General features: G+C 73.5%; 17 protein-coding genes. 9 read left to right on the top strand and 8 right to left on the bottom strand.

What is annotated here, in order from left to right; genetic code table 11:
• The first annotated feature begins 45 nt into the window (after positions 1–45).
• Positions 46–699 (top strand): peptidoglycan recognition protein family protein, encoded by a 654-nt coding sequence (locus ACW69E_RS15590; RefSeq protein ID WP_457498845.1) that lies wholly within the window; start codon positions 46–48, stop codon positions 697–699.
• A gap of 90 nt (positions 700–789) precedes the next feature.
• Here the strand turns inward: ACW69E_RS15590 and ACW69E_RS15585 are convergent, their stop codons facing one another.
• Both ACW69E_RS15585 and ACW69E_RS15580 read right to left on the bottom strand, forming a co-directional pair.
• A complete protein-coding gene (locus ACW69E_RS15585) occupies positions 790–1,908 on the bottom strand; it encodes a GH12 family glycosyl hydrolase domain-containing protein (protein WP_457498844.1) in 1,119 nt (372 codons plus the stop codon).
• A gap of 257 nt (positions 1,909–2,165) precedes the next feature.
• Entirely contained in the window at positions 2,166–2,699 is a 534-nt protein-coding gene (locus ACW69E_RS15580) for a sugar O-acetyltransferase (RefSeq protein ID WP_457498906.1), read from the bottom strand.
• Between the two features lie 420 nt (positions 2,700–3,119).
• On the opposite strand from ACW69E_RS15580, the gene ACW69E_RS15575 reads away from it, so the two are divergent.
• The 5 genes from ACW69E_RS15575 (at position 3,120) to ACW69E_RS15555 (ending at position 6,895) form a co-directional block, all read left to right on the top strand.
• Positions 3,120–3,431, top strand: a complete 312-nt coding sequence (locus ACW69E_RS15575) for an STAS domain-containing protein (protein WP_457498843.1) — start codon at positions 3,120–3,122, stop codon at positions 3,429–3,431.
• Positions 3,432–3,537: 106 nt separating this feature from the next.
• The gene (locus tag ACW69E_RS15570; protein WP_457498842.1) at positions 3,538–3,987 is read left to right on the top strand and encodes an ATP-binding protein; all 450 of its coding nucleotides are present in this window, start codon (positions 3,538–3,540) and stop codon (positions 3,985–3,987) included.
• Between the two features lie 237 nt (positions 3,988–4,224).
• Positions 4,225–4,587 carry a cupin domain-containing protein gene (locus ACW69E_RS15565; RefSeq protein ID WP_457498841.1) on the top strand — a complete coding sequence of 121 codons (363 nt, stop codon included), beginning with the start codon at positions 4,225–4,227 and terminating at the stop codon, positions 4,585–4,587.
• A 19-nt stretch (positions 4,588–4,606) separates the two neighbouring features.
• A complete protein-coding gene (locus ACW69E_RS15560; RefSeq protein WP_457498840.1) occupies positions 4,607–4,900 on the top strand; it encodes a hypothetical protein in 294 nt (97 codons plus the stop codon).
• A gap of 210 nt (positions 4,901–5,110) precedes the next feature.
• Positions 5,111–6,895, top strand: a complete 1,785-nt coding sequence (locus tag ACW69E_RS15555; protein WP_457498839.1) for a multicopper oxidase family protein — start codon at positions 5,111–5,113, stop codon at positions 6,893–6,895.
• Positions 6,896–6,969: 74 nt separating this feature from the next.
• Here the strand turns inward: ACW69E_RS15555 and ACW69E_RS15550 are convergent, their stop codons facing one another.
• Positions 6,970–7,530: an NAD(P)H-dependent oxidoreductase gene (locus ACW69E_RS15550; protein WP_279948714.1), complete on the bottom strand. Its 561-nt coding sequence runs from the start codon at positions 7,528–7,530 to the stop codon at positions 6,970–6,972.
• Between the two features lie 236 nt (positions 7,531–7,766).
• Between ACW69E_RS15550 and ACW69E_RS15545 the strand changes: the two genes are divergently transcribed.
• Complete coding sequence (locus ACW69E_RS15545) at positions 7,767–8,324, top strand: TetR/AcrR family transcriptional regulator (RefSeq protein ID WP_457498905.1); 558 nt, start codon at positions 7,767–7,769, stop codon at positions 8,322–8,324.
• Positions 8,325–8,383: 59 nt separating this feature from the next.
• On the opposite strand, the gene ACW69E_RS15540 is transcribed toward ACW69E_RS15545, so the two are convergent.
• Together ACW69E_RS15540 and ACW69E_RS15535 are read right to left on the bottom strand one after the other, a co-directional pair.
• Positions 8,384–9,016: an MBL fold metallo-hydrolase gene (locus ACW69E_RS15540; RefSeq protein WP_457498838.1), complete on the bottom strand. Its 633-nt coding sequence runs from the start codon at positions 9,014–9,016 to the stop codon at positions 8,384–8,386.
• Positions 9,013–10,098, bottom strand: coding sequence for an S-(hydroxymethyl)mycothiol dehydrogenase (locus ACW69E_RS15535; RefSeq protein WP_457498837.1), 1,086 nt, complete (start codon positions 10,096–10,098; stop codon positions 9,013–9,015). Before ACW69E_RS15535 ends, ACW69E_RS15540 begins: the two co-directional genes overlap by 4 nt.
• A gap of 493 nt (positions 10,099–10,591) precedes the next feature.
• Here ACW69E_RS15535 and ACW69E_RS15530 point away from each other — a divergent pair, with 493 nt between their 5' ends.
• On the top strand, positions 10,592–11,320 hold the full coding sequence (locus ACW69E_RS15530) for a putative protein N(5)-glutamine methyltransferase (protein ID WP_457498836.1): 729 nt from the start codon (positions 10,592–10,594) through the stop codon (positions 11,318–11,320).
• Between the two features lie 90 nt (positions 11,321–11,410).
• On the opposite strand, the gene ACW69E_RS15525 is transcribed toward ACW69E_RS15530, so the two are convergent.
• The 3 genes from ACW69E_RS15525 to ACW69E_RS15515 all read right to left on the bottom strand — a co-directional run bounded on the left by ACW69E_RS15525 (position 11,411) and on the right by ACW69E_RS15515 (position 17,069).
• Positions 11,411–14,020, bottom strand: coding sequence for a glycoside hydrolase family 9 protein (locus ACW69E_RS15525; RefSeq protein WP_457498904.1), 2,610 nt, complete (start codon positions 14,018–14,020; stop codon positions 11,411–11,413).
• A gap of 285 nt (positions 14,021–14,305) precedes the next feature.
• Positions 14,306–15,568, bottom strand: a complete 1,263-nt coding sequence (locus ACW69E_RS15520; protein ID WP_457498835.1) for an NAD(P)-binding domain-containing protein — start codon at positions 15,566–15,568, stop codon at positions 14,306–14,308.
• Positions 15,569–15,599: 31 nt separating this feature from the next.
• A complete protein-coding gene (locus tag ACW69E_RS15515; protein WP_457498834.1) occupies positions 15,600–17,069 on the bottom strand; it encodes a carboxylate--amine ligase in 1,470 nt (489 codons plus the stop codon).
• Between the two features lie 360 nt (positions 17,070–17,429).
• Here ACW69E_RS15515 and ACW69E_RS15510 point away from each other — a divergent pair, with 360 nt between their 5' ends.
• Complete coding sequence (locus ACW69E_RS15510; RefSeq protein ID WP_457498833.1) at positions 17,430–18,602, top strand: glycoside hydrolase family 26 protein; 1,173 nt, start codon at positions 17,430–17,432, stop codon at positions 18,600–18,602.
• Positions 18,603–18,838 lie beyond the last annotated feature (236 nt).

Genomic DNA, 18,838 nt, shown 5'->3' with positions numbered 1-18,838 from the left:
TCCCCGCGGCCCGCGTGCTCCGCGCGGCCCTTCCGAGGAGCGATCTTGAACGGTGAGAAACCACTGCGCCGCCGCCTGCTGATCACCGGCACCGCCGGGCTCGTCGCCGCCGCCGCGTCGGCTGGCACCGCCCGGGCCTCGGGCGCGGTCGAACCCGACGTCGACAGCACCTCCGAGTGGAACGCGCGGCCGCCCCGGGGGAACGTCACCGTCCTCGGGTACCGGCCGGACCGGATCATCGTCCACCACACGGTGAGCGCGAACACCTCCGACCTCTCCCGCTCCCGGGCCCACGCGCACGCCCACTGGGTCCAGGACCTGCACATGGACGACAACGGCTGGATCGACACCGGCTACCACTTCGCCGTCAGCCGGGGAGGCTGGATCACCGAGGGCCGGCACGGCAGCCTGCGGACCCTCACCGGCGGCACCTCCTTCGTCCTCGGCGCGCACACCTCCGGGCAGAACGACCGCGCCGTCGGCATCGCCTGCGAGGGCGCGTACCACGCGGGCGCGGTGCCACCGCAGGCCCAGTGGGAGGTGCTGGTGATCCTGTGCGCGTACGTGTGCGAGCGGTACGGCATCGCACCCGCGCGGATGTACGGCCACAAGGACTACAACACGGGCACGCTGTGCCCCGGGGTGCTCCACGACATGCTGCCGCGGCTGCGCGAGGAGGTGGCGGCGCGGCTGGGCTGAGGGCCGCCGGACCGAGCGCGGCGCGGGGCTTGGACCACCTCCTGTGCGGTCCGGGCCCCGCGCCGCTTCACCGTGCCCGCCGGGCGCGGCTCACCTCACCGTGCAGACGGTGCCGTTGAGGGTGAACCGGGTCGGCTCGCCCGGCGTGCCCCCCGAGTGGGTTCCCTGGAAGCCGAACGACTGGGTGCCGCCCGGTTCGATGTTCCTGTTGTGCTCGACCGGACGGGCCGTCACCGTGCCCCCGCCGGAGGAGAGCGTGGCGTTCCAGGCGCTGGTGACCGACTGGCCGGCGGGCAGGGCGAAGTTCATCTCCCAGCCGTTGACCGCGGTGGAGCCGGTGTTCCTGACGCGGACGTCGGCGGTGAAGCCGTTCGACCAGGAGTTGGTGGTGTAGGTGACCTCGCAGGCACCCGGCTCGCCGCCGCCACCGCCGCCGCTGCCGCCGTCACCGCCGCCACTGCCTGCGTTGACGGACGCGGAGAAGGAGTTCACGGCCAGGCCGGCGCCGTTCTGCCACGGCTCGAAGCCGGCCTGGACGCTCGTCATGTACCACGAGCGCTGGGCCATGCCGCGGGCGACCGTCTCGTCGACGAAGTCCATGACGTCGAAGCTCATGCTCGTGATCGCCGAGGGGGCGATGAAGGAGATGACGTCGTTGGAGCCGTTGCTGCCGGTCCACACCTCCCAGCCGCGGCCGCCGACGTTCGCCGTGCCGACCCGGGAGCCGATGGGCTGGATCGGGCCGACCCGGTTGAGCCAGATCATGATCTCGGTCCGGTTGACCCCGTCCTTCTTCGGAGTCGGATCGAGCCAGATGTCGTACGAGGCGTTGTAGACGGCGTTGTTGACGTAGGTGTAGGAGATGCTGCTGGGCGCGCTGCCGATCGAGCCGATCTGCATCGGCAGGTTGGTGCCCGGGGAGCAGTTGGTGTAGTGGCAGCCGTAGAAGACCGAGGGGTAGGACTTGGGCGCCCCGTCGGTCGGGACGGAGCCGTCGGCCTGGGCCAGCCGGAACCCGGTGCCCGTCACGTCGATGCACTGGGTGGCGCTGGTGCCCCAGCGGTTATTCTGTACCACGTACTTGCCCTGGATGGTGGTGCTCCCGTACTGGTCGCAGATCCGCTCGTCGGCGCGGGCGGTCTGCGCCGTGGCGGTCAGGGCCGTCAGGGCCCCCGCGAGCAGCAGGAGCGCCAGCAGTACGGCGCGCATCCGGGGCAGGGAGCGAAGTGGCGTACGTAAGGGTGTGCGCAGAGGGGAAGCCATGCTGTCCTTTCGGCAGGAGCGGGGCGGGGAGCCTATGGGAGCGCTCCCATCACTGCGCGGCGGACTCTATGACCACTCAGGGGACATGACAAGACGGACGGCACCCTCGACTTCCCTCCCACCCCCGGATCTCCGCAACCAGCCGCTTTTCGTGAGCAAACGGGCATTCGCCCTCTTTCGGACACCGCCGGAGGCGTCCGGGCTCACAGCTCGCGTACGACGCGGGCCGGGTTGCCCACCGCGACGACGTTCGCGGGCAGGTCCCGGGTGACGACGGCCCCGGCGCCGACCACGGTGTTCTCGCCGACGGTCACGCCCGGGCAGACGATGACACCGCCCCCGAGCCACACGTTGTCGCCGATCGTGACCGGCTCGGCCGCCTCCCACTTGGCACGGCGCCGCTCGGGGTCGAGCGGATGAGTGGGGGTGAGCAGCTGGACGTTCGGGCCGATCTGGACGTCGGCGCCGACCGATACGGGGGCGACGTCGAGCACGACCGCGCCGAAGTTGACGAACGTGCCGGGCCCGATGGTGGTCCGGTAGCCGTAGTCGACGTACAGCGGCGGGCGGATCTCGGCCCCCTCCCCCAGCCCGCCCAGCAGCTCGGCGAGCACCGCCCGGCGCGCGGCGGGGTCGGCGGCCGGCGAGGTGTTGAACCGCTCGCACAGCTCCGCCGCGCGCCGCAGGTCGGCGGCCAGTTCGGGATCGTCGGCGAGGTAGGGCTCCCCGGCGAGCATACGTTCCTTGTGGCTGGTCACTGCGTCCCTCCGCTCCGGTCGGCGTATCCGCTCCACCACGCCGCGGCCGGGCGGGCCGCGGCGGGTGCGGCACACTGCCAGACTGCCCCGGGGCCCCGCCGGCCTCACCACCGCGTCCTGGCGTGGCCGGATCCGGCCGGCGGTGCCCGGGTTCCGGCCCCGGCCGGCACACGGCCGCCTCCCGCCCCGCCCGGCTCACCCGGACGTGCGCACGGTCCGGGATTTGGGACAACGATGGTGGCGCCGCAGCCCCGGGTGTGTGACGGTGGGGGGAGTCGCCCCGCCGTCTGGCCGGGGAGGCTCCCTTGCCCGCGCCGGCCGGGCATCGCCGAACCGCCCGACCCGGAAGACACCTCGGCCGGCACGAGCCGATCCACCCCGGAAGGGGGTCGAAGGGCCATGCGCACCCTGTCCGTCGCCATCACCCGCCAACACGACACCGTCGTCCTGCATCCCCGGGGTGACGTCGACCACGACAGCGCGCCGGCCCTCGCGGGCATCCTGGAGGAGATCGACCAGCCGTGGCGGGGCCTGGCCGTCGATCTGTCGAGTGTCCCCTTCATGGACTCCGCCGGTCTGCACGCCCTGCTCTCCCTGGAGCGCCGCTGCCGGGACCGCGGAGTCCCCCTGACCCTGACCGGCGTCGGCGAACAGCCCGGCAGGCTGCTGGAGCTGGTGGGTCTGGCCGGGTTCTTCACCGTCGCCCGCTGACCGTTCCTCCCCCTGCAGCCCTCTGCCCGGACCCGTCCGGGGCGGTGGATGCGGCAGGGTGGGGCGACGGCGGCGTATGGTGTGGGAAACAGCGGGAAGACGCATCATGGACACCGCTGTGTTGACTGGGGGACCGGCGATGGAACTGCTGAGCGAGGGTTTGGGGGCTCCCCATTTGCGCGCCGACTTCGACGGCCACTCCGGCACCATCGCCCAGGCACGCGACGCCGCCGACGCCTTCCTTCTGAAACTGGCGGGTGCCGAACCGCCCGCCGGAGAGCGCTCACACGACGACGTGCTGCTGGTCGTCTCCGAGCTGGTCACCAACGCCGTACGCCACGCCCCCGGCCCGCTCACCCTGTGCCTGGCGTTCACCGAGGGCCGCGTACAGGTCACCGTCCGCGACGGGGAGACGGCCCCGCCCAGCCCCCGCCGAGCCGATCTGAACGGCGGCGGGGGCGGCTTCGGCTGGTCCATCGTCGAGCGGATCGCCGACCGGCTCACCGTCCACCCGCTGCCGGACGGCAAGGAGATCCACGCCTTCCTCCCGTGGTGAAACCGGCCCCGCGCCGCCGGGGGCCGGGCCGGGTTCCCGGCCATTGACCGGGCCTCCGCGCGCGACCCCGCGCACGGTCCCGTGTACGGCCCCGCGTACGGAGCGGCCGCCGGCCTCGGTGGTGACGGGCCCGGCCCCTCCGGATTCCCGGATTCCCGAAATCCCCGCTCCCCGCCGTTTCCCTGCCGCGGCCTGTGCGCGCATCATGGACATATGGCGTGAAACGGAGGTTCAGCCATGCTGGAAGTCAAGACCACCGAGAAGCCGGACGAACGGCGCGACTTCCCCCGTGGCCACCTCGAAGCCCTCCACCTCACCGGGCTGGACTTCGCCGTGGCCACGTTCGAGCCCGGCTGGCGCTGGTCGGAGTCGGTGGGCCCGATCGCCGGAACGGAAAGCTGCCAAATCCACCACAACGGATACGTGGTGCGCGGGCGGATGCGGCTGCGCATGGACGACGGCCAGGAGGCCGAGGTCGGGCCGGGCGACGTGTTCGTCTGCCCGCCGGGGCACGACGCCTGGGTCGTCGGCGACGAGACGGTCGTGGCGTACGACTTCGCCGGCGCCATGGCGGAGGAGTACGCCAAGGCCCGGCAGTGACCGCCGCAGGAGGAGTCCCATGACGTTCGTACAGCTCATCGAGTACGAGACGACGCACGACAAGGAGATGATGGATCTCTGGGACCAGTGGATGCGGATGACGGAGGGCAGGCGGACCCTCTCCCGTGAGATCCACGGGCAGGACCGCGAGAACTCCACCCACTACGTGGACATCGTCGAGTTCCCCTCCTACGAGCAGGCGATGAGGAACAGCGAGATGCCCGAGACGCAGCGCGTCTCCGAGCAGATCCGGGGGCTGTGCAGCAAGGAGCCCCGCTTCGTGAACCTGGAGGTGGTCGACGAGAGGTCCTGAATCCCCGACCGTACCGCCGGCGGGCCCGGGCCCGCCGGTTCTCCGTGCCCGCGCCCCCCTTTCGGAGCCCTGTCGGCGCTCCGGAGATCATCCCCGGACCACCATGCGGGCAAACAGGCCTTTCTACCCGAACAGTCCATATACCCACCTTTCTTTCCCGGAGAGGATCACGGGTGTCCAGCCACCCGCGACTCGAGGGAAAGACAGACCGTGGACAGAAGACGTTTCATCCAGGCGAGTTCGCTGACCGGAGGCGCGCTGCTGCTGTCCGGCCCCGGTACGGTGCCGCCCGCAGCCGCCCGGGAGGCCGCCGCGCTGCCGCCTGTCGACGACCCGCTCTACCGCGAGCCGATCGCCGATCCCACGGCCATCCCCCGGTTCACCGACCCGATGCCCCGCCCGTCACGCGTCGACGCGCTGGGCGGAGGCGACCGGACCTTCGTGATGGGCCCGGCGCGCCAGGACCTCCTCGGCGGCGGGCTGGGCCTGACCACACCGGTGTGGGGCTTCGGGGCGCGCGGGCACCACGGCGGCGGCCTCGCGTCCGGAGGGCCTGCACAGGTGTCCTACCCCGGCCCCACGCTCGTGGCCCACCGGGACCGGCCCGTACGGGTGCACTGGATCAACGACCTGCCCCACCGGCACCTGCTGCCGGTGGACACCACGGTCCACTGGGCCTTCGCCCACACCGGCCACACCATCGAGCGCGACGGCGTACCGGCCGTGGTGCACCTGCACGGCGGACACACCGATCCGGACAGCGACGGTCACCCCGACGCCTGGTACGCCCCCGGCGGCGCCGTCGGACCGCGCTTCGCCGGCACGCAGCTGAGCTACGACAACAGCCAGGAGGCCGCCACCCTCTGGTACCACGACCACACCCTCGGCATCACCCGGCTCAACGTCTACGCCGGGCTGGCGGGCTTCTACCTCCTGCGCGACTCGCACGAGCTCTCCCTCATCGAGGACCACCGCCTGCCAGGCGGGCCGTACGAGCTGGAACTGGTGATCCAGGACCGCATGTTCCACCCGGACGGGCGGCTGGCCTACCCGGACGTCCCCGCCGGCTCCCCCGACTGGCCGGGCGGGCCCTCGGTGCGGCCCGAGTTCTTCGGGCAGGTCATCCTGGTCAACGGCAAGGCGTGGCCGTATCTGGACGTGGAGCCGCGCCAGTACCGGCTGCGGCTGCTCAACGGATCGAACTCGCGCTTCTACCGGCTGTCGGCCGGCGGCGGGTGGCCGTTCCCCGTCACCCTGATCGGGACCGACCTCGGCTTCCTCCACCGGCCGCGGCCGCTGGACGGGCCGCTGCTGGTCGCCCCCGGCGAGCGGGTGGACCTGGTCGTCGACTTCAGGGGACTGAAGGGCGAGACCCACACCCTGACCAACGACGCGCCCACACCCTTCCCCTACGGCGAACCCGTGGCCCCGCCCGCCGACCAGGTGATGCGGTTCCGGGTGAACCGGCCCTGCGACGAGCGTGTCCCCGAGCCCCGGCTGCCGCGGAGGCTGCGCCGCGCCCCCTTCCGGATCTCCAAGCCCCCGGCCCGGACCCGCCGGCTGCTGCTGTCCGAGGACTCGGACGAGTTCGGCAGGATGAAGCCTCTGCTGGGCACCGTGGAGCGGGGTCCGCTGGAGTGGTCCGAGCCGGTCACCGAGGACCCCGGGCTGCACACCGCCGAGATCTGGGAGGTCTTCAACGCCACGCCCGACACCCACCCCATCCATCTGCATCTGGTGCGGTTCCAGGTGCTGGACCGGGCGCCGTTCACCGCCGAACGGGACCCGGAGACCGGGGCGCTGTCCAACATCGAGATCGGGCTGCCGCAGCAGCCGGACGCCACCGAGCTGGGTCCGAAGGACACCGTGTCGGCTCCGCCCTGGCGGGTCACCCGGATCAAGGCGCTCTTCGACAGGCGCGGCCTGTACGTCTGGCACTGCCACATCCTCGAGCACGAGGACCACGAGATGATGCGGAACTTCCGGGTCCGCTGAACCGCGAAGCAGTGCGGGAGGGGTCCTCCGGTTTCCGGAGGGCCCCTCCCGCACTGTCGCGCCGACGCGGTCGGTCAGACGGCGGACGGCTCGGCGGCGGCCGAGACCTGGCCGAGTACCTCGACGAGCTGCCCGGTGATCTCGGCGTCGTCGGCCGGGTGGGCCTCGGCGAAGCGCACGACCGAGTTGGGGATGGAGAGCTTCACGTCCTCCAGCACCCTGGCGCCCGCGATGCCGACGGCCTTGCGGGTCTCGTCCTGCGCCCACACACCGCCGTACTGCCCGAAGGCGGTGCCGACGACGGCCACCGGCTTGCCGGACAGGGCGCCGGCGCCGTAGGGGCGGGAGAGCCAGTCGATCGCGTTCTTCAGCACGGCCGGGATGGTGCCGTTGTACTCGGGCGAGAACAGCAGGAAGGCGTCGGCTCCGCCGGCCACCTCGCGCAGCCGCGCGGCCTCGGCGGGCACGGAGCCCTCGACGTCGACGTCCTCGTTGTAGAAGGGGATGTCGCCCAGCCCCTCGTGGACGACGATCTCGACGCCCTCGGGGGCGTGCTTCACGGCGGCCTCGGCGAGCTGGCGGTTGTGCGAGCCGGAGCGGAGGCTGCCGACGAGGGCGAGGATGCGGACGGACATGGCGTCTCCTGTGGGATCGGGGAGGGGCGGAGCGGTAAGCGGACCGTGGTCCGAATACTTTCTAGCACGCTAACCGGACCGTGGTCCATTTTCTTCCCGCGGGGAGTACGCTGAGTCTCGTGACTCCGATCGCGCCGCCCGACGGCGAACAGCGCCACCCCGGGCAGACGGCCGAGCAGGCGGCCGGGCAGACGCCCGGTCAGCCGCTGCTGCCGCTGGCCGGCCAGACGCCCCCCATGCGCGCGGACGCGGCCCGCAACCGGACGCGTCTGCTGGAGGCCGCCGCCCGGCTGGTGGCCGAGCGGGGCCCCGAGCACCTGACCATGGAGGCCGTCGCGGCGGCCGCCTCGGTCGGCAAGGGGACCGTCTTCCGGCGCTTCGGCGACCGGGGCGGGCTGCTCATGGCCCTCCTGGACCACTCCGAGCGCCTCTACCAGGAGTCCTTCCTCACCGGTCCCCCGCCGCTGGGGCCCGGGGCGCCCCCCGTACGGCGGCTGGAGGAGTTCGGCGTCGCCACGCTCAGGCACCTGGCCGCCCACCGGGCCCTGCTGCTGTCCGCCGAGCCGGAGGCGTGCAGGCGCTTCGAGCCCCCGCCCCGCCGTCTGGCCCTCACCCACCTGACCGCGCTGCTGCGCGAGGCCGGCGTCGGCGGCGACGCCGAACTGCTGGCCCACACCCTGGCGAGCCATCTGGACGTCGCGCTGTTGCACCACCTCACCCAGCGGCGCGGCATGACGCTGGAGCGCCTGGAGGCCGGCTGGCTCGACCTGGTCGCCCGTATCACCCGCACCTGACCCGCCGGGCCGTCCCGGCGGGTCGCTCCGGCCCGCGCCCGGCTCACGTCGGCGCGGGCTCAGTGGCCCCGGTCGATCCACTCCTGGAGGTGGGGCGCCTCGGCGCCGATGGTGGTGGACTCGCCGTGGCCGGTGCGCACCACCGTCTCCGGCGGCAGGGTGAGCAGCCTGTCGCGGATGGAGTCGATGATGGTCGGGAAGTGCGAGAAGGACCGGCCCGTGGCCCCGGGGCCGCCGGCGAAGAGGGTGTCGCCGGTGAAGACCGTTCCCAGCGCCGGGGCGTACAGGCAGACCGCGCCGGGCGCGTGGCCGGGGGTGTGCAGCACCGTCAGCCCGGTCCCGGCGACGGTGAGCGTCTGCCCTTCGGCCAGCTCCCCGTCCGGCGCGCGGCCGGGGTGGGTCAGGTCCCACAACGGCCGGTCGTCGGGGTGGAGGAGGACGGGCGCGCCGGTGGCCTCGGCCAGGGCCGGGGCGGCGCCGATGTGGTCGTCGTGGGCGTGGGTGCACACGACGGCGGTCAGCCGCCGCCCGCCCAGCGCGCGGGCGATGGCGTCGGCGTCGTGGGCGGCGTCGACGACCAGTGCCTCGTCCTCGTCGCCGACGATCCAGACGTTGTTGTCCACCTCCCAGGTGCCGCCGTCCAGGGAGAAGGTGCCGGAGGTGGTCAGATGGTCGACGCGTACGGTGCTCACAGGACCACCACCGAGCGCAGCACGTCGCCGGCCACCATGCGGTCGAACGACTCCTCCACGCCGTCCGGCGCGATGGTCTCGCTGACGAACGCGTCCAGGTCCAGCCGGCCCTGGAGGTAGAGGTCGATGAGCATGGGGAAGTCGCGGGAGGGCAGGCAGTCGCCGTACCAGGAGGACTTCAGCGCCCCGCCGCGGCCGAAGACGTCCAGCAGCGGCAGCTCCAGCCTCATCTCGGGGGTGGGCACCCCCACCAGCACCACCGTCCCGGCCAGGTCCCGGGCGTAGAAGGCCTGCCGGTAGGTCTCGGGGACGCCGACGGCGTCGATGACCACGTCCGCGCCGAACCCTCCGGTCAGCTCCCGCACCGCCTCCACCGGGTCACTCTCGCGGGAGTCGACGGTGTGGGTGGCGCCCAGCTTCCGGGCGGTGGCCAGCTTGCGGTCGTCGATGTCGACGGCGATGACCCGCGAGGCCCCGGCCAGGTTGGCGCCCATCACCGCCGCCCCGCCCACCCCGCCACAGCCGATGACGGCCACGCTGTCGCCGCGCTGGACGTTCCCGGTGTTCAGCGCGGCGCCGAGGCCGGCCATCACACCGCAGCCCAGCAGGCCGGCGACGGCCGGCGACGCGGCCGGGTCGACCTTGGTGCACTGCCCGGCGTGGACCAGGGTCTTGTCCGCGAACGCCCCGATGCCCAGTGCGGCGGTCAGCTCGGTGCCGTCCTCCAGCGTCATCCTCTGCGCGGCGTTGTGGGTGGCGAAGCAGTACCAGGGCCGCCCGCGGCGGCAGGCGCGGCACTGCCCGCACACCGCCCGCCAGTTCAGGACCACGAAGTCGCCGGGTTCCACCTCGGTCACGCCCTCGCCGACCGACTCCACCACGCCCGCGGCCTCGTGCCCAAGCATGAACGGGAAGTCGTCGGAGATGCCGCCCTGGCGGTAGTGCAGGTCGGTGTGGCACACCCCGCACGCCTGCACCTTCACCACCGCCTCGCCGGGGCCCGGGTCGGGCACCACGACCGTCTCGACGGTGACCGGCTCGTTCTTCCGCCGGGCGATGACCGCCCGCACTTTCTGTGACACGTCTTCGCGTCCTCTCCTGTGGTCGGGATCCTCCGGTCCGCCTCGGCGGCGGGCCCGAGTCCATCGCTACCCGAACCTCCCCCGCCGACCCGCCGACCCGCCGCACGGCCCGCGACGGATCCGCGGGCGGGCCATGCGGGCGGAAGACGCTCACCACGGCCGGCCCCGGGAGCGCCGGGCCAGGGCGCGTCCGGATCCGCCGGCCGGCCGCGGTGCTGTAGTGTTTCCGCTCCGCAACGCAGTGCGACGCGAGGAGGTGAGACCGGTCGACGCCAGGTCAGGCAGGGCTCTCTCGTCCATCGGTCCCGCGAAGGCGCCGGCTCACCGGCGCGGGTGACCGTGAGAGCGCTCTTCGGCATCCCGAAAGGCTCTCGTGTCCCACCATTCCTCCTCCTCCGCGCCCTCCGTTCCTCCAGGTCCCTGCGCCCTGTCCGCCGTCGCCGCCCGGCTGCGGACCGCCGGCTGCGTATTCGCCGAGGAAGAGGCGCGGTTGATGCTGTCCGCCGCACGCGGCCCCGGTGAACTCGCCGCCATGGTGGAGCGCAGGACCGGCGGGCTTCCGCTCGAACACGTCCTGGGCTGGGCGGAGTTCTGCGGTCTGCGGATCGCCGTGGAACCCGGGGTCTTCGTGCCCCGCCGCCGTACCGGGTTCCTCGCCAGGCGGGCCGCGGCGCTCGCCGGGCGCCGGCGCGGCGCCGTCGTGCTCGATCTGTGCTGCGGTTCGGGCGCGGTGGGGGCCGCGGTGGCGGCGGCCGTGGAGGGGGTGGAGCTGTACGCCGCCGACGTCGACCCGGCCGCGGTGCGCTGCGCGCGCCGCAATCTCGCCGCCGCCGGGGGCCGGGTCTACGAGGGCGATCTGTACGCCCCGCTGCCCGCGGCGCTGCGCGGCCGCGTCGACGTGCTGGTCGCCAACGCGCCCTATGTGCCCACCGGTGAGATGGGGCTGCTGCCCGCGGAGGCCCGCGAGCACGAGCCGCCGGTGGCGCTCGACGGCGGACCGGACGGGCTGGGTGTCCAGCGGCGGGTGATCGAGGAGGCGCCGCGGTGGCTTGCGCCGGGCGGGTGCCTGCTGGTGGAGACGGGCGGGCACCAGGCGACGCGGACGGCCGAGGCCGTCGCCCGGGCCGGTCTGGTGCCTCGGACGGCCGTCTGCGAGGAGCTGTACGCCACCGTCGTCCTCGGCTCCCCGGCCGGTGCCGGCGACGGGCCGCGGCGGTGCTGACGGCCGGACCGACGGCGGAGGGCCGGGGCGCCCCGGTGCGGGGTGCCCCGGCCCTCCGGTCGGGTGGTGCGCGGTCGAAGGTGCGTCAGGTCACTTGACCGCGCACGCCTTCCCGTTCAGGGAGACGGCGTCCGGGTCGGCCGCCTGGCCACCGGAGGTCCCGTTGAAACCGAAGTTCACGGAGCCGTTCGCCGGGATGGTGCTGTTCCACTGCGCCGGCTTGGCCACGACGTCCCGCCCGGTCTGGACGACCTGGGCGTTCCAGGCCTGGGTGATCCTCTGGTCGTCGGCGAAGGACCAGGTCAGCTCCCAGCCGCTGAGCGTGGCGGTGCCGGTGTTCTTGACCGTCACGTTGGTGCTGAAGCCGCTGTTCCACCGGCTGGAGGAGTAGGTCACCTCGCAGGTGGGCGTCTCACCCGGGTCCTCGCCGCCCGGGTCCTCGCCGCCGTCGCCGCCCTGGCCGAGGTCGTCGAGGTAGGAGGCGACCCAGGCCAGCGGGGCGTTCCAGTTGATGGTGATCTCGTTGGTGGCCCAGGACTCGATGTGGTCGATGTAGCACATCGCCGGGGCGCAGCCCTGGAGCCTGTCCTGGGCGATCGGGTCCTGGATCTCGACGTTCGGGCCGCCCGCGACGGAGCCGGGTGCCGGGTTGGGCAGGTCCGGGTCGAGCTGGTTGGCCCAGAACCGGTGGTGCTGGTTGCGCGAGTCGCGCTCGCCGTAGCCGGTGACGTAGGACTGGTTGAGCGGGTTGCGGCCCAGCAGGTAGTCCATGCCGCGCAGCACCGCGTCGCGGTAGGCGGCCTCACCGGTCAGGTCGTGCGCGGTGGCCAGGACCACCATGTTGTTGAGGACCTGGCTGTTGGAGCCCCACACGTAGTGGTTGTCCTGCGGCGCGTAGGGCACGCCGTAGGCGGCGCCGCGGGAGTCGGCGGCGTAGCCGTCGGCGGCCTCGGTGACCATGGCGCGCACGCCCCGCAGCTGGGCGTCGGTCAGCTCGTTGGGCACGGTGGCCAGGCTGAGCGCGCCCAGGCCGGCGGTGGCGCCCCAGGACATGCCGCCGCGCGGGAAGACGGCGTCGGTGTCGCCGTGCAGCGGGGAGCCCATGACCTCCTGGCGGTAGGTCTCCTTGCCGGTGGTGACGAAGAGTTCGGCAGCGGCCCAGTAGAACTCGTCGCGGACGTCGTTGTCGCTGTAGGCGCCGCCGCCGGTGCCGTCGTTGGGGTCGGCGAGCATGTCCGGGTGCGCCTTGGCGGCGGCCCAGGCGGTCTCGGCGGCGTCCAGGCACCGCGCGGCGAAGTCCGCGTCGTACTCCTCGAACAGACGGGCGCACTGGGCGGCGGTGGCGGCCACGTTGAGGGTGGCGGCGGTGGACGGCGCGTGCAGCTCGCGCGGCTGCGGGTCCTGGTGCGGCAGCAGCGGCAGTCCGGTCCACTGCCGGTCGTGGATCTTGTGGTGCGCCATACCGGCGAGCTCCTCGCCGTCGGGCACCATCATCCGCATCATGAAGTCCATCTGCCAGCGGGCCTCGTCCAGCACGTCCGGGACGCCGTTGCCGCGCTCGGGGACGCGGAGCTTCCCGTCGCCGAGCGCGGCGCCGTCGGCGCCCTCGGCGGTGAGGGTGCGCTCGTAGTTGGACATCACCTGGGCGGCGGAGATGCCGCCGTTGACGACGTACTTGCCGTGGTCACCGGCGTCGTACCAGCCGCCGGAGACGTCCAGGGTGTAGTCGCACAGGCCCTCCTGGCACGGGACCTCGGTGTCGCCCTGGTTGGGCTCGACGCCGACGTGTCCGGCGGGACGGGCGTACTCCTCGCCCACCAGGTCGGCGTCGATCTCGATGCCGCTGCGGTTGTGGTAGAAGTACGCCAGCGCGTCCGAGCGCAGCTGCGAGTACAGGTCGTCGCCGATGTCGAAGGGCTCGCTGGTCTCGCCGTCGATGGTGACGGTGTAGCCCTCGCCCGCCTCGGTGAAGTCGCCGAAGTCGAAGGTGTGGACGTTCTGGCGCGAGGTGGGGTCGGTGCCGGCGGGCGTGGTGGTGCCGGAGGCCTTCTCGGTGCCGTCGGCGTCCTTGAGCGTCCAGGTCAGGGCCGAGGTCTTGTCGGTGACGAAGGTGCCGTTCTTGGGCCCCTCGGTGAGGTAGCCGACCTGGTTGACGCGTACCGGCGAGCCGGTGTCGGGCTCGTAGACGGGCGGCTCGGCGCCGCCGGTGAGCGAGACGTCGTCCACGCAGAAGGTGTACGCCTGCTCGCTGCCGCCGATCTGGAAGGCGAGCTGGGCGGCCTCGTGGTCGGCGCCCGCGGTGAAGACGTGGGTGAAGGTCTTCGCCTCCGCTTCGACCCGGTCGGCCGAGGCGTGCTCGGTGGTCCAGGGCTCGGTGGCCATCTGGACGTTGGTGCGGACGGTGACCGGCACGGTGGCGCTGGCGGTGAAGCTCAGCTCGTAGCCCTCGCCCGCGGCGAGCGGTATGTCGTTCTGCCCGACGATGGCGTCCCAGGGGTTCTCCGTGCCGGCGGGCACCTCGGCGCACAGGCGGCCGTCCACGACCTCGCCGGGGCTGTTCTCCGTCCACCACCAGCCGGTGGTGCCGTTCGAGAAGTCGCCGTTGGTGATCAGTTCGGGCCCGTCGGCGGACTCGGCCGCCAGTGCGGGGACGGTCAGGGCGCCGGCCAGCAGTCCGGCGGCGGCCACGGCGCCCAGCACGCGGCGCCTGCCGCGGTGCGGGCGGCGCGTCGCCCGGGGCTGAGGGGGCGGATGAGGTGTCACAGTTCGGTCCTTCCGGCGTGGGGAAAACGGACGGGGCGACGCGACGGCATGACGAGATGCTCCCCACAACACCTGGGAGCGCTCCCATAGATCGTGGGGTGCATGACAGAAACCGTCAAGACGTCGGACGCCGCCAACGGATTCCCGCAACCGGGCGGACCGCCCGCCGGCCACGGCGCGCGTTCCCGGGCCCGCGGCGGCGCGGGCCCGGGAACGCGCGGCTCAGCCCAGGGTCACCGTGGCCCGGGCGCCGGCCGAGCGCCGGCTGCCGGGCACCGGGGCGCCCCGCCGCCCGCCCAGCCGGCGCCGTACCCCGCGCACCAGCCGCTCCGCCGTGAAGCCGGCCCCGTGGACGAACCGCATGGCCGGGCCGAAGGACGGCGCCGTCAGCAGCCCGGCGAAGAACAGGCCCGGCACCGAGGACTCGAACCGGCCGTCCACCTCGGGCGCCCGGCCGGTCCCCGCCAGCCGCAGGCTGTTGCGCACATACGGGTCCAGCAGGCCCAGCCGCCCGATGTCCGGGACGAATCCGGTGGCGGCCACCACATGGTCGGTCTCCAGGGTCGTCGCGGCCCCCCCGGCCGTCTCCAGACTCAGCCGCACTCCCCCGCCCGCCGGGGCGGCGGCCCGCAGCCGCTGGCCGAGCAGCACCGGGATCCGGCTCTCCACGCGGTCGCGCAGCCACCAGGCTCCGGCCGGGCCCAGCGCCCGGTCCACGATCCGCGTCCGCAGCGCGCCGGGCAGGCGGCGGACCACCCAGGGAGTCTCGGACCACACCCAGCTGGGCCAGCCCGTGCCCAGCCCGCAGTGCGGATCGATCAGGGAGCGCAGCGCGGAGCGCTCCAGGGGCTGGGGCGGGGTGTTCCAGGCGACGCCGTCGGCGCGGGCCACCACCCGGGGATGGGCGCCGCACTCGGCCAGCAGGGCCGCGGTCTCCAGGGCCGCCTGCCCGGCGCCGATCACCGTGACGTCCCGGCCGCGAAAGCGCGACAGGTCCCGGTGGTGGCTGCTGTGTGTGACGAGTTCGCGGGGCAGGGCCCGCAGCGGTTCGGGCCGGTGGGCGAACGGCATCAGGCCGACCGCCAGGGCCACCGTCCGCGTCAGGATCGCCTCGCCCGCCTCGGTCTCCACCAGGAAGCCCTCTGTCCGGGGGCGCACGGAGACGACCGTCTCCTCCTCGACCGACGGCACCGCCGACCGCCCGAACCACAGCCCGTACTCGGTGAAGACACCGATCGGCAGCGGGTTGCCGTGCTCGGCGCGCAGCCCCCGGGAGGCGCAGTAGGCGGCCAGGGTGTGCTCACCGGAGGGGTCGGACAGGTTCGAGGACCAGGGCTCGGACTTGAGGAACATCCCCTCGGGCATGTGGTCCCGCCAGGAGGCCATCGGGCGGCCGAGGACGCGTACCCCGATCCCGGCCGCCGCCGCGTGGGACGCGATCGACAGTCCGTAGGGGCCCGCGCCCACCACTACCAGGTCGTACATGGTCGGTCACCGTTCTCTCGTCGTGGGGTCTTCATGCCGTGGGGTGTTCGGTGGTGCGCAGGTCCGCCGGGGCCCGGGGCGCCCCCAGGGGCGCTCCGGCCACGCCGGTGCGGCCGCTCCCGCCGCCCGCGCCTTCCGGTGCCGGCTCGCGGACCACCGGCCGTCCCGGACGCAGCAGGCGCCGCCCCAGGCGCACCGCGGCCTTGCGCCCGCCCTGTCCGAGCCAGGAGGCGGTCATGGCGAGGAAGGGCGCCGGGTCGTCCGCGGCGAACCAGGCGGTCTCCGTCTCCCGCGGCTCCCGCCTCCCCTCCTCCGTGTCCTCCGCGCCGTCCGTGCCGCCCGCGGCGGCCGAGCGGCCGCGCCGGGCGGCGGTGAGCGGCAGCCCTTCGGAGGGCAGCGCCGCCAGCGAGGACAGCAGGGCGTAGTTCTCCGCGACGAAGAGGCGGCCCGGCACGGGGCCGGCCGGGGCGGCGGTGCGGCCGGTGAGGTCCAGGTGCAGGGCGCGTACGACGTCCAGCCCCGAGCGGTCGGTGAACAGCCGGAACTGCGCGCCGGGACGGGGGTTGAAGTCCAGCAGCCGGTAGGTGCCGGTGGCGGCGTCGAAGCGGAAGTCCAGGTCGAGGATGCCCCGGTAGTCCAGGTGTTCGGCCAGCAGCCGTGCCGCCCGCTCGACCTCGGGGTTCGGCAGCCAGCGGCCGACCGCCGTGAGGCCGGCGTCCACCGGCCAGGACCGCTCCTTGCGCCCGGCCCCTCCGGCGAGGCGGACCGCGCCGCCGGTGAAGCAGCCGTGGAAGAACCAGTCGGTGTCGCGGCCGCCGGGCACGAGCCGCTGGAGCAGCAGCCGGCTGCCGGCCTCGCCGCTGCGCCGGTACAGGGCGCGCGCCTGGTCCTCCGTGGTGACCACGGTGGTGCTGCGCAGTGTGCCGCCCTGGGGCAGCAGCCAGGGGCGGCTCCACTTGGCGATCAGGGGCAGGCCCAGCTCCCGGGCCGCGGCGGCGGCCTCGCCGGCGCTGCGCGGGCTCACGGTCGGCGGGTGCGGGATGTCCAGCTCCGCGCACATGGCGGCCAGGCGGGCCTTGTCGGCCACCCGCTGCGGCAGTTCGGGCGGCTGCTCGGGCAGCAGGAAGCGTCCGGCGAGCCGTCCGGCCAGACGGGCCGCGGCGATGGCGCCCATGTCGTCCATGGGGATCAGGACGGCGGGTCGTCCGATGCGGTCGGAGATCTGGCGGAGCGTCCGCTCCAGCCGGTCGTCCGACGCGCCGCCGGCGTCGACCGTCTCTCCCGTCCGGTGGGCGCCGCGGACCCCGTCCGCCGGCAGTTGGTGCCCCTGTCGCAGGTAGCGGGAGCGGCCGATGGGGCAGTGCGGCGACTCGACGACGGCGTGGACCTCGACACCGGCGCGCCCCAGGGACCTGATGGCCCCCAGGGTGCCGTGGTGGAAGGGGTTCCGGTCGAGTCTCAGCAGCAGTACGGGTACCTCGGTGTCGAACGGTGGCGACATGGTGCGCAGTCCTCGGTGTTCCTCGGGAGTTCTTCCTTGCGGTTTTCTCTGGTGTTCTCTGGTGGTCTCTGGGTTTCTCCGGCGTTCGCGGGGCCGTTCGGCGCTCTGCGGACTTCCCCGCCCCTCTCCGTTCTCCTCCGCTGTTCCGCCGACGGTCCCACCGGTTTCCGGATCCTCGGCACCGCCGGCCCCCGGAATTCCTCCCGGCACTGGGCCGAGTGAGCGACGGGAAAAGCGAACGGGTTATCAGAAAGCAGCCCTGCGGATCATTTGACGGATTCTCCGATTAGTGTCTCGGAAAAGACGCGCAGGGCCGGGGAGAACGAGCAGGCCGTTCTGGCGACGCAGCAAGGAGGCACCATGCCCCATCGACACCTCCGACCGGGAAGGACCGGCCGGCACCGGAAGCCCGCGGCGCCCGCCCGGCGCCGCAGACTGACGGCCGCGTGCGCCGGGGCCGTCGTCGCCGGAGCGCTGGTGGCGGGCGGCGCGCTGGCGACCGGCACGTTCGGGGACGGTGGCGGGCCCCGCCCGCCGGACGGGGCGGGCTCCTCCTCCGTGGCCGCCGGCGCCTTCCTCGGGTCGGGTTCGGACGGGGTGCGGCGGATCGCGGAGCTGCGGGAGTGGCTCGGCGGTGCGGACCTGCGGGTGGGCCACACCTATCTGCCGGGCGACACCTGGGAGCGCATCGAGAGCGACCCGTACTTCCTGCGCCCCTGGGCCGAGTGGCGGCGCGCCGACCCCGACCGGCTGTTCGTGCTCAACGTGCCGATGCAGGCGCGCAACGAGGCCGGCGTCCCCGACCACGAGGTGCGCGAACTGCTCGCCCAGGGCGCCCGGGGCCGCTTCGACCACCACTTCCGCACCCTGGCCGGGCACCTGGTCTCCGCGGGAGTGCCCGACACGGTGATCGTGCTGGGCTGGGAGATGAACGGCACCACCTACACCCACCGCTGCGCTCCGGACCCGCGGGCGTGGAAGGCGTACTGGCGGCGCATCGTCGGCGCCATGCGGTCGGTGGACGGGCAGCGGTTCCGCTTCGACTTCGCGCCCAGCCGGGGAAGGGACGCGATCGGCTGGACCGAGTGCTACCCGGGTGACGACGTGGTCGACATCATCGGAATGGACTCCTACGACCAGCCGCCCGGCGAGACGTTCGACGATCAGGTGAACCAGCCCTACGGCCTGCGGCACCAGGTGGATTTCGCCGCCGCGCGCGGAAAGCAGATCTCCTATCCCGAATGGGGGCTGTTCCGCAGGGGCGACAACGCCGAGTACATGCGCCGCATGCTGGACTGGATCGAGGAGCGGAAACCGCTTTACCACACCATCAGCGACTACTGTCCGCACGGTGTGTGGCGGTGCGAGGAGAACCCCAGGTCCTCCGCGGTCTTCCGGGAGAGGATGACGCCCGGCGCCTCGCGGCCGGGGCGGAACCGGCCGGAGTTCTGCGTGGACCTGGGCCGCTGGCTGGGCGGCTGGTTCGGCGACCGGCGGCTGTGCGTCACCCTCTCCTGGGCGAGGAGGCCCTAGGGCGTGTTGTGAAAGTAGCGTCGTGCGCCCGTAGGGTGCGCGGGGCGGCGCCGGGTGCGTGCGATGGCAAGGCGGAGGGCCGAGAGCGCAGCGTGCTGCGCCGAGGCCCGACAACGCAGCAAGGGCGCGTGCATGGCGCCGCCCCGCAGACGGGACTTTCGCAACACGCCCTAGGCCGGGCCCCGGGCGGCCAGGGGCCGGAGCGCACGCCTCGTGCCCCGCCCCGGCCGGTGCGT

It is taken from the genome of Streptomyces sp. SS8 (assembly GCF_054072955.1).
Note: the sequence above shows the minus strand (reverse complement) of the source record. Positions and strands in the feature narration are given on the sequence as shown.

Coding starts and splice junctions, on each gene's coding strand:
- ACW69E_RS15585 (WP_457498844.1), bottom strand. CDS start 1,908: ATGCGCGCCGTACTGCTGGCGCTCCTGCTGCTCGCGGGGGCCCTGACG.
- ACW69E_RS15575 (WP_457498843.1), top strand. CDS start 3,120: ATGCGCACCCTGTCCGTCGCCATCACCCGCCAACACGACACCGTCGTC.
- ACW69E_RS15545 (WP_457498905.1), top strand. CDS start 7,767: ATGCGCGCGGACGCGGCCCGCAACCGGACGCGTCTGCTGGAGGCCGCC.
- ACW69E_RS15520 (WP_457498835.1), bottom strand. CDS start 15,568: ATGTACGACCTGGTAGTGGTGGGCGCGGGCCCCTACGGACTGTCGATC.
- ACW69E_RS15515 (WP_457498834.1), bottom strand. CDS start 17,069: ATGTCGCCACCGTTCGACACCGAGGTACCCGTACTGCTGCTGAGACTC.
- ACW69E_RS15550 (WP_279948714.1), bottom strand. CDS start 7,530: ATGTCCGTCCGCATCCTCGCCCTCGTCGGCAGCCTCCGCTCCGGCTCG.
- ACW69E_RS15510 (WP_457498833.1), top strand. CDS start 17,430: ATGCCCCATCGACACCTCCGACCGGGAAGGACCGGCCGGCACCGGAAG.
- ACW69E_RS15560 (WP_457498840.1), top strand. CDS start 4,607: ATGACGTTCGTACAGCTCATCGAGTACGAGACGACGCACGACAAGGAG.
- ACW69E_RS15570 (WP_457498842.1), top strand. CDS start 3,538: ATGGACACCGCTGTGTTGACTGGGGGACCGGCGATGGAACTGCTGAGC.
- ACW69E_RS15530 (WP_457498836.1), top strand. CDS start 10,592: ATGCTGTCCGCCGCACGCGGCCCCGGTGAACTCGCCGCCATGGTGGAG.
- ACW69E_RS15565 (WP_457498841.1), top strand. CDS start 4,225: ATGCTGGAAGTCAAGACCACCGAGAAGCCGGACGAACGGCGCGACTTC.
- ACW69E_RS15580 (WP_457498906.1), bottom strand. CDS start 2,699: ATGCTCGCCGGGGAGCCCTACCTCGCCGACGATCCCGAACTGGCCGCC.